8 protein-coding genes are annotated in these 9,207 nt (G+C 70.6%); 2 read left to right on the forward strand and 6 right to left on the reverse strand.

Annotation, left to right across the window (positions count from 1 at the left end; translation table 11 throughout):
• Nucleotides 1-224 precede the first annotated feature (224 nt).
• Entirely contained in the window at nucleotides 225-716 is a 492-nt protein-coding gene (locus tag G6048_RS44430; protein ID WP_165345304.1) for an EamA/RhaT family transporter, read from the reverse strand.
• A 126-nt stretch (nucleotides 717-842) separates the two neighbouring features.
• Between G6048_RS44430 and G6048_RS44435 the strand changes: the two genes are divergently transcribed.
• Nucleotides 843-3,086, forward strand: coding sequence for a protein kinase domain-containing protein (locus G6048_RS44435; RefSeq protein WP_165345305.1), 2,244 nt, complete (start codon nucleotides 843-845; stop codon nucleotides 3,084-3,086).
• A gap of 42 nt (nucleotides 3,087-3,128) precedes the next feature.
• Here G6048_RS44435 and G6048_RS44440 read toward each other — a convergent pair whose 3' ends face one another.
• From G6048_RS44440 to G6048_RS44460, 5 genes are all read right to left on the reverse strand, one after another.
• Nucleotides 3,129-3,461 carry an SH3 domain-containing protein gene (locus G6048_RS44440; RefSeq protein ID WP_165345306.1) on the reverse strand — a complete coding sequence of 111 codons (333 nt, stop codon included), beginning with the start codon at nucleotides 3,459-3,461 and terminating at the stop codon, nucleotides 3,129-3,131.
• 143 nt (nucleotides 3,462-3,604) lie between these two features.
• On the reverse strand, nucleotides 3,605-5,458 hold the full coding sequence (gene ilvD, locus G6048_RS44445; RefSeq protein WP_165345307.1) for a dihydroxy-acid dehydratase: 1,854 nt from the start codon (nucleotides 5,456-5,458) through the stop codon (nucleotides 3,605-3,607).
• 135 nt (nucleotides 5,459-5,593) lie between these two features.
• On the reverse strand, nucleotides 5,594-6,208 hold the full coding sequence (locus G6048_RS44450) for a TetR/AcrR family transcriptional regulator (protein ID WP_165345308.1): 615 nt from the start codon (nucleotides 6,206-6,208) through the stop codon (nucleotides 5,594-5,596).
• The gene (locus tag G6048_RS44455) at nucleotides 6,205-7,029 is read right to left on the reverse strand and encodes a sugar phosphate isomerase/epimerase family protein (protein ID WP_165345309.1); all 825 of its coding nucleotides are present in this window, start codon (nucleotides 7,027-7,029) and stop codon (nucleotides 6,205-6,207) included. Before G6048_RS44455 ends, G6048_RS44450 begins: the two co-directional genes overlap by 4 nt.
• A gap of 135 nt (nucleotides 7,030-7,164) precedes the next feature.
• The gene (locus tag G6048_RS44460; protein ID WP_165345310.1) at nucleotides 7,165-8,097 is read right to left on the reverse strand and encodes a Ppx/GppA phosphatase family protein; all 933 of its coding nucleotides are present in this window, start codon (nucleotides 8,095-8,097) and stop codon (nucleotides 7,165-7,167) included.
• Between the two features lie 71 nt (nucleotides 8,098-8,168).
• Here G6048_RS44460 and G6048_RS44465 point away from each other — a divergent pair, with 71 nt between their 5' ends.
• Nucleotides 8,169-9,074 carry a hypothetical protein gene (locus G6048_RS44465; RefSeq protein ID WP_165345311.1) on the forward strand — a complete coding sequence of 302 codons (906 nt, stop codon included), beginning with the start codon at nucleotides 8,169-8,171 and terminating at the stop codon, nucleotides 9,072-9,074.
• Nucleotides 9,075-9,207 lie beyond the last annotated feature (133 nt).

A 9,207-nucleotide genomic window follows, 5' to 3' on the forward strand; every position in this document is an offset into this window, starting at 1 on the left:
GGGTAGGAGGGGCGGTTGGCGGCGTACTGGGCCGCGGCGGCGTTGAAGGAGTGGGCTCGGGTCGCGTGGAGGGCGGAGGGCTGCGGCGGGGGCGTCGTGGACATATGGCCATGGTGGCCGGGGGTGGGTGGCGGTAACAGTGAGTTTCCGGTGAGAGGGCGGTGAGTTTCCGGGCGTGAGGAGCTGCGGGTGCGTCGTGGCTGGTTGCTCCGCCGGGCAGCTCGCTATGCGCGGCGGCGCTTCTTCGATGGGTTGCCCGTGCGGCGGGTGGTGCGTTTCTCGTGCTGTTTGCGGGCCGTCTCGTATTCCTCGCGGTGGAGTTTTTCGCCGGGGGCCTCGATGAGGGAGCGGAAGAAATAGGCGAGGAGGGAGCCGATGAAGCCGACGGCCAGGAGGCCGCGGAGGGAGGCCTGGCGGTCGGGGTCGGGGCGGCGGGTGTAGCTGTCCCAGGTGTGGCGGAAGGCCAGCGCGCTGCAGATCGTGAACATCACGACCATGAGGAGTGTGACGAAGCCGCCGGTCTCGGCGATCCGCAGACCCTCGTAGGCGAAGCGGAGGACCAGGCAGGCGACGGCAGCCGCGGCCAGCGAGCCGACGGCGGCGGCGATGCGGCGGGCGGCGTAGCCGTGGTCGTGCCGCACCCAGGTCGTGCCGAAGAAGCGGAGGGGTTCGGGCTGAGGGCCCGCGGGGACGCCGGTCCCGGTTTCGTCGCTCATGGGCCGATTATCGTCCCCGCAGCTGGACGTCGAGGCCGCCCTCCCACCCGGGCGATGGCCCTGCCGACCGATGGGGACGCTAGTTTGGGTGGGCATGATGTGACGTACGGGGAAGGTGGAGCGGCTGTGCATCTCCGCGCAGGAGATCCGGAGGAGATCGGCGGCTACCCGCTGGAGGCGCGCCTGGGCGCGGGCGGGATGGGCACGGTCTTCCTGTCGCGTACGGCATCGGGCCGGCCGATCGCGATCAAGCTGATCCATCAGCAGTTCGCGGGCGACGAGGAGTTCAGGACCCGCTTCCGGCAGGAGGTGTCGGCTGCCCGGCGGGTCAGCGGTGTCTTCACCGCCGCCGTGGTGGACGCGGACGTCGAGAGCCACCACCCGTGGATGGCCACGGCGTACATCTCGGGCCCCACACTGGCCCAACGCATCAGTGCGGACGGTCTGCTGGGCGGAGCCGAGCTGCGCATGCTCGCCATCGGGCTGACCGAGGCACTGCGCGACATCCACCGCGCCGGGGTGGTGCACCGCGACCTCAAGCCGTCCAACGTCGTGCTGTCGCCGGAGGGGCCACGCGTCATCGACTTCGGCATCTCGCGCGCCGCCGACCACCAGACGCTGACCATGACGGGCCGGGTCATCGGCACTCCCCCGTTCATGTCGCCCGAGCAGTTGCAGGCGCCGCGGAACGTCGGCCCCGAGTCAGACGTGTTCTCACTGGGCACGCTGCTGGTCTTCGCGGCGACCGGGCAGGGACCCTTCGACGCCGACAGCCCGTACATGACGGCATATCAGGTCGTGCACGAGGCGCCGGCGCTGGACCGGGTGCCCGGCGCACTGCGCGCGCTCGTCGAGCCGTGTCTCGCCAAGGAGCCGAAGAACCGCCCCTCCGCCGACGAGTTCCTGAAGCAACTGCGCACCCTCCCGGAGGACTTGGGGCAGCCGGAGTCAGAGGGCCCCGCCGGGCCGGGCACGGATACGGACACCCGGCTGCTCTCCGCGCGTCCCAAGGAGCCCACGAAGGACCCCGCGGCGCCCGCGGATCCCGCGGGCGCCCGCGATGGCGGTCCCCTCGTCGGCCGTACGCTGCGCCGCCGCTGGCGCACCGTCGTCGCGTGCGCCGCGGCGGTGGCCGCCATCGCGGGCGGGGCCGCCGTACTGCAGTCCGGCACCGGGGCGACGGCGGGGCAGGACACCGTCCCCGACGGCGACCGCCGGACGGTCAGCGCGTCCGATGCGCAGTTGCCCGACGGGTTCCGGCCGTGGCAGGTGACGGTGCGCGGCGGACGGAACATCCCCGACGAGCTGCGCTGTGCGGCGCGGGGCGACTCCGTGTACTGCGGGGGCGGCGGGGTCGTCGCCACGCGGATCGATGTCGCGGACGGCACCCGAGTGTGGAGCCGTACGAATCCCGGGGTGCCCGTGCACAACATGCACTTCGTCGGCGTTTCCGGGGACACCGTGCTCGGTTACCGCACCGGGGACGACGGCGGCGCGGAGGAGGTGGTCGCCCTGACCGCCGCGGATGGCGAGGAGCTGTGGTCGGCGCCGCTGGGGAGCGACGCGACCTCTCTCGTCGGGCGGCCCGCCGAGGCCGTGCTGCTGGGCTTCTCGGTGTACGCGGCCGACGCGTCCGAATCCCGGCTGGTGGCCCGCGACGCCGCCACCGGGAAGACGCAGTGGAGGACGCCGTTCCCGGCCGGTTCCACGTGTACGCCGCTGGTCGCGGGTGAGCGCGTCTACGCGGTGTGCGCCCAGCGGTCCGAGGTCGACGCGCTCGAGGTGACCCAGAAGTCCTTCCACACGGTCGACGTCGCGACCGGACGGCTCGGGAAGGCCATGCGGGTGACGGGCGACGTGCTGCCGCTGGGCGGCGCGGCCGACGGCTCGCTCGTCCTGCTGGAGGAGCACCGCACGGGCGTCGCAACCGACGGGTTCTCCAAGGTGATACGCCTCGATCCGCGGACCGGCCGGGTCACGTCCGCGGCGCTGCCGAGCCGGTACTCCGGCGCGGTTCCGGGGCTCGCCGGAAACAGGGTCTACTTCTCCGGGACCGCCGGACTGATCACCACGGTGGACCCGGCGACCGGCAAGGAGGCCTGGTCCCGCCAGACGAGCGTGGAGGCCGCGTCCGGTCCGACGGCCTCGGGCGGCGCCCTGTACTTCAGCTCGGCCAGCGGGCGCGTGACCGCCCTCGATCCCGACGACGGCCGCGTCCTGTGGACGTCGGACCCGCAGGGGGCGAGCGGAGGCCTCGCCGACTCCATGACCAGCGGGCGCGTGGTGTTCTTCGGGCGGGCGCTGATCGGGACGGCGAGCGGCAACATGGTGTTCGGCTTCGACGTGCGGAAGCCGCCGAGGGCGGAGTGACGCCCCGGAGGCCCCCACAGCCGAACGGCCCAGCGTCCGGTGTCAGCAGCGTGGCGCGACGTAGCCGCTGCTTCCGGTCCGGACATAGGTGTCGCTGACGTAGCGGCCGCTGCCTATGCGGTCCCAGAGGTTGGAGGTCCCCAGCGGGCCCGTGATGGTCTGGCCCGGGGTCTGGCAGTAGATGGTGACCCTGGTTCCGGCGGACAGGCGCCCCACGATGGCGTACGAGGTGCTGGGGCCGGAGCGCACGTTCACGTCGGCGACCACGGTGTAGGTGGCCGCTACCGTCGCCGTGGCGGACAGTTCCTCGGTGCCCGTCTTCCCCTCGGTGCCTGCCTCCGCCTCGGTGCCTGTCCCGGCGAGCTTCTCACTCATTCTGTTCTCCCCCGTTTGCGGACGGTACGCGCAGACGTACCGTCACTTGGCATGCTCTGCACACATTAGACGCCCCTCGCAGCGGCACAGTTGCGCTGCGAGGGGCGTCTTTTACCTACGTCTTACGAGGGGCGTATGGGACGTCAGCCCAGCATCGAAACGTCCCGCACCGCGCCCTTGTCCGCGCTGGTGGCCATCGCGGCGTAGGCGCGCAGCGCGGCGGAGACCTTACGGTCACGGCCGGCCGGGGCGTACACGCCGCCGAGGGCCTCACGGCGGGTCGCCAACTCCTCCTCCGAGACGAGGAGTTCGATCGAGCGGGCCGGGATGTCGATGCGGATGCGGTCGCCGTCCTGGACCAGGGCGATCGTGCCGCCGGAGGCCGCCTCCGGGGAGGCGTGGCCGATCGACAGGCCCGAGGTGCCGCCGGAGAAGCGGCCGTCCGTCACCAGGGCGCAGGCCTTGCCGAGGCCGCGGCCCTTCAGGTACGAGGTCGGGTACAGCATCTCCTGCATACCGGGGCCGCCCTTGGGGCCCTCGTAGCGGATGACGATGACGTCGCCCTCGGTGATCTGCTTGGCGAGGATCTTCTCGACGGCCTCCTCCTGCGACTCGCAGACCACCGCCGGACCCTCGAAGGTCCAGATCGACGCGTCGACGCCGGCCGTCTTCACGACGCAGCCGTCCACGGCGAGGTTGCCCTTGAGGACGGCCAGGCCGCCGTCCTTGGAGTACGCGTGGGCGACATCGCGGATGCAGCCGTTCGCCGCGTCCGTGTCGAGGTCCTCCCAGCGCTCGGACTGGGAGAAGGCCTCGGCGGAACGCTTGCAGCCGGGGGCCGCGTGCCACAGCTCCATGGCCTCCTCGGAAGCCGAGCCGCTGCGGATGTCCCAGGCGTCCAGCCACTCCTTGATGGAGGGGCTGTGGACGGTGTGGACGTCCTCGTTCAGCAGGCCGCCGCGGTAGAGCTCGCCGAGGATCGCGGGGATGCCGCCGGCGCGGTGCACGTCCTCCATGTAGTACGTCCGCGTCGGCGCGACGTTGGGCGCGACCTTCGCGAGGCACGGGACGCGGCGGGAGACGGCGTCGATGTCGTTCAGGTCGTAGCCGGCCTCGGCCTCCTGGGCGGCGGCCAGCAGGTGCAGGATCGTGTTGGTGGAGCCGCCCATGGCGATGTCGAGGGCCATGGCGTTCTCGAAGGCCGCGTGCGTGGCGATGGCGCGCGGGAGGACGGAGGCGTCGTCCTCGTCGTAGTAGCGCTTGGTCAGCTCGACGACGGTGGCGCCGGCCCGCTCGTACAGCTCCTTGCGGGCCGTGTGCGTGGCGAGGACCGAGCCGTTGCCGGGGAGGGACAGGCCGATGGCCTCGGTCAGGCAGTTCATGGAGTTGGCGGTGAACATGCCGGAGCAGGAACCGCAGGTCGGACAGGCGTTTTCCTCGATACGGAGGATGTCCTCGTCCGAGACCTTGTCGTTGACCGCGTCGGAGATCGCGTCGATCAGGTCGAGCGTACGGACCGTGCCGTCGACCAGGGTCGCGCGGCCGGACTCCATGGGGCCGCCGGAGACGAAGACCGTCGGGATGTTCAGGCGCAGGGCCGCCATGAGCATGCCCGGGGTGATCTTGTCGCAGTTGGAGATGCAGATCAGGGCGTCAGCGCAGTGGGCTTCCACCATGTACTCGACGCTGTCCGCGATCAGGTCGCGGGAGGGGAGGCTGTACAGCATGCCGCCGTGGCCCATCGCGATGCCGTCGTCGACGGCGATCGTGTTGAACTCGCGCGGGATGCCCCCGGCGGCCGTGATGGCCTCGCTCACGATCCGGCCGACCGGTGCCAGGTGGGTGTGGCCGGGCACGAACTCGGTGAAGGAGTTGGCGACCGCGATGATCGGCTTCCGGCCGATGTCCGCGCCCGGTACACCGGAGGCGCGCATAAGGGCGCGTGCGCCCGCCATATTGCGGCCGTGGGTGACTGTGCGGGACCTCAGCTCGGGCATCGTCGCTCGCTCCTTCGGAGAGTTCTGGCAGGTTTCGAGCGTACGCCGGTGCTCCGGGTTCCCGACGGCTCGTCCGGAATACGGGATGTGTGTCTCGGTCGGCGGCCGTGCCGGAGGCTCGTCAAGACCCCTCATTCAGGGCCCCGTCAGGTGCCCCTGAACCACCGGCGCGATCCGCGCGATGATCTGCTCCGGGTCCGCCGACGCCACCGGCTCGATCTTGATCACGTACCGCATCATCGCGACCCCGACGAGCTGGGCGGCCGCGAGTTCGGTACGCAGTTCCGCGTCCGGTACGTCGAGGCGGCCGGCGATGCGGCGCATCAGCTGCGCGGCGACGAGGCGGCGGAAGACGGCGGCCGCGGTCTCGTTGTTCACCGCCGACCGGACGATCGCGAGGAGCGGCGTACGGGTCACCGGGTTCTCCCAGAGGCCGAAGATGACGCGGGTCATGCGCTCACCGACCTCGTCGAGGGGACCTTCGAGGACCGTGTCCCGCACTTTCAGGGCGGGTGCGAAGGCGACCTCGACGGCCGCTTCGAAGACCTGCTCCTTGGTGCCGAAGTAGTGGTGCACGAGCGCCGAGTCGACCCCGGCCGTCTTGGCGATGCCGCGTACGGAGGTCTTGTCGTAGCCGCGCTCGGAGAACTCCTCGCGGGCCGCCGCCAGGATGCGGTCACGGGTCGCGGGGGCGTCCGCCGACTGCGTACGGGAGGGGCGTCCGCGGCGTCTGGGGGCCGTGCCGGTCATGAGCCGGCGACCCGCAGCGCCGAGGCGAGATGGAGCCGGGTGAAGGCCAGGGCCTCGGCGAGGTCGGCCTCGCGTTCGGCGCTGGACATGGCCCGACGGGTGTTGACCTCGATGACGACATGGCCGTCGAAGCCGCTCAGGGCGAGCCGCTCCAGAAGCTCGGCGCAGGGCTGGTCGCCGCGCCCCGGGACGAGGTGCTCGTCCTTCGCCGAACCCCGGCCGTCGGCGAGGTGGACGTGGCCGAGGCGGTCGCCCATGCGGTCGAGCAACTGCATGGCGTCGGCACGGGCCGTGGAGGCGTGGCTCAGGTCGATCGTGAAGTGGCGGTAGTCGTCCTTCGTCACGTCCCAGTCGGGGGCGTACGCGAGCATCTCGCGGTCGCGGTAGCGCCAGGGGTACATGTTCTCGACGGCGAACCGTACGTCCGTCTCGTTGGCCATCCGCCAGATCCCGGTGACGAAGTCGCGGGCGTACTGACGCTGCCAGCGGAACGGCGGATGCACGACGACCGTGGACGCGCCGAGCTTCTCGGCGGCGGACCGGGCGCGCTGGAGCTTGACCCAGGGATCGGTGGACCAGACGCGCTGGGTGATGAGCAGGCATGGGGCGTGGACAGCCAGGACCGGGATCTGGTGGTAGTCGCTGAGCCTGCGCAGCGCCTCGATGTCCTGGCTGACCGGGTCGGTCCACACCATGACCTCGACCCCGTCGTACCCGAGGCGCGCGGCGATCTCGAAGGCCGTCGCCGTCGACTCCGGATAGACAGAGGCCGTCGACAGCGCGACCTTCGCATCCGGGATGCGGACCACTGGTTCTGCCACGAAGGACAGAGTACGGGGTGCCTCCTGCGGTTGTGCGGGGGCGGTTCGGCTTGGCCGAAGGGTGACGTTGGTTGTCGTTCGGTTCGCCTAATCGCCGTTAATCGCCGTTGTTGTTTCGCCGCCCCTATGGGGCGCTTACGTGGTCGCCATCTGGTCCAGGCGCCGGAGGATGACGCCCTCCCTCAGTGCCCACGGACAGATCTCCAGCGTCTCCACGCCGAACAAGTCCATCGCGCCCTCTGCCACCAACGCGCCTGCCAGTAGTTGGCCTGCTCTGCCCTCGGAGACTCCGGGGAGTTCTGCGCGTTGATCGGCTGTCATCGTGGCCAGCTGGGGGACCCAGTCCTCCAGGGAGCGGCGTTTTAGTTCGCGTTGTACGTAGAGGCCCTCTGCTGAGCGGGCGGCTCCCGCGATGCGGGCCAGCTGTCGGAAGGTCTTGGAGGTGGCCACCACGTGGTCGGGGGAGCCGAAACGGCTGAACTCTCCGACCGTGCGGGCGATCTGGGCGCGTACATGGCGACGCAGTGCCTTGACGTCCGCGGGGTCCGGGGGGTCGCCGGGTAGCCAGGCGGCCGTCAGGCGGCCCGCGCCGAGTGGCAGCGACACCGCGGCGTCGGGTTCCTCGTCTATGCCGTACGCGATCTCCAGGGAGCCGCCGCCGATGTCGATGACCAGCAGCTTTCCGGCCGACCAGCCGAACCAGCGGCGGGCGGCGAGGAAGGTGAGCCGGGCCTCCTCCGCGCCGGTGAGGACCTGGAGTTCTACGCCCGTCTCGGTGCGCACCCGGTCCAGTACGTCGTCGGCGTTGGTCGCCTCGCGTACGGCGGAGGTCGCGAACGTCAGGAGGTCCTCGACGCCCTTGTCCTCGGCCGCGTCGAGCGCCTCCCGGACGACGGAGATCAGTTTGTCGACGCCCTCGGGGCCGATCGACCCGTTCTCGTCGAGGAGTTGGGCGAGCCGCAGCTCCGCCTTGTGTGAATGCGCGGGCAACGGGCGCGCGCCAGGGTGTGCATCCACCACCAGGAGGTGCACCGTGTTCGAACCCACGTCGAGGACACCGAGTCTCATGGACGGAACGCTACTGCGAGCTGAGCCCCTGCTGGTCCCCGGAGCAGTCTTGGGCGACTTACCCTGGACTCGTGCCAAAGACGAAAAAGGCGAAGACCGACAAATCGGCAGGCTCAGACACTTCGGCCAAGGGTTCTTCGCAGGCGAAGGCAACCGGCAAGACCAAGAAGTCCCAGAAGAAGTCTCAGAAGCTCTTTCCGCAGAAGGCCGCCGTCCCGGCGTCCGAGCCGGACGAGAAGGGGCTCGATTTCGCGCGCGCGTGGGTGGAGTTCCCGGATCCGGCCGACGACGAGCAGGTCTTCCGCTGCGATCTGACCTGGCTGACCTCGCGCTGGAACTGCATCTTCGGCAGCGGCTGCCAGGGCATCCAGGCGGGTCGCGCGGACGACGGGTGCTGCACGCTCGGCGCCCATTTCTCGGACGAGGACGACGAGAAGCGCGTAGCAGGGCATGTGGCGAGACTCACGCCGGAGGTCTGGCAGAACCACGACGTCGGCATGGAGACCGGCTGGGTCTCGACGGACGAGGAGGGCTCCCGGCAGACCCGCCCGTACCAGGGCTCGTGCATCTTCCAGAACCGTCCCGGCTTCGAGGGCGGCGCGGGCTGCTCGCTGCACATCCTGGCGCTGAAGGAGGGCCGCGAGCCCCTGGAGACCAAGCCGGACGTCTGCTGGCAGCTCCCCGTGCGACGGACGTACGACTGGATCGACCGGCCCGACGACACTCGTGTACTCCAGATCTCGATCGGCGAGTACGACCGCCGCGGCTGGGGTCCGGGCGGCCACGACCTGCACTGGTGGTGCACGTCGGCGACGTCCGCGCACGGCTCCGGTGAGCCGGTGTACGTCACGTACCGGCCCGAGCTCATCGAGATGATGGGCAAGGCCGCGTACGACCGGCTGGTCGAGCTGTGCGAGGAACGGCTGGCGTCCCGGCTGCCGCTGGTGGCACCGCATCCGGCGGATCCGGTGGATTGAGCCTTCAGTTTCCTTCAGCTTGCTTGAGGGCTCGGGCTGCTGCTGTCACTTGGCGGCGGGGGCAAGGCCTTGGGCTCCGCGGCAGTGGGCGTCGGCTCCGGTTCGGACGGGGTCGTGTCACTGGGCGTGGGGC

It is taken from the genome of Streptomyces ureilyticus, assembly GCF_011045025.1.
Taxonomy (GTDB): domain Bacteria; phylum Actinomycetota; class Actinomycetes; order Streptomycetales; family Streptomycetaceae; genus Streptomyces; species Streptomyces ureilyticus.

What these genes read in the sequence shown, in the direction of transcription:
- G6048_RS44430 (WP_165345304.1), bottom strand. Translation starts at nt 716, where the DNA reads ATGAGCGACGAAACCGGGACCGGCGTCCCCGCGGGCCCTCAGCCCGAA.
- G6048_RS44440 (WP_165345306.1), bottom strand. Translation starts at nt 3,461, where the DNA reads ATGAGTGAGAAGCTCGCCGGGACAGGCACCGAGGCGGAGGCAGGCACC.
- ilvD (WP_165345307.1), bottom strand. Translation starts at nt 5,458, where the DNA reads ATGCCCGAGCTGAGGTCCCGCACAGTCACCCACGGCCGCAATATGGCG.
- G6048_RS44450 (WP_165345308.1), bottom strand. Translation starts at nt 6,208, where the DNA reads ATGACCGGCACGGCCCCCAGACGCCGCGGACGCCCCTCCCGTACGCAG.
- G6048_RS44460 (WP_165345310.1), bottom strand. Translation starts at nt 8,097, where the DNA reads ATGAGACTCGGTGTCCTCGACGTGGGTTCGAACACGGTGCACCTCCTG.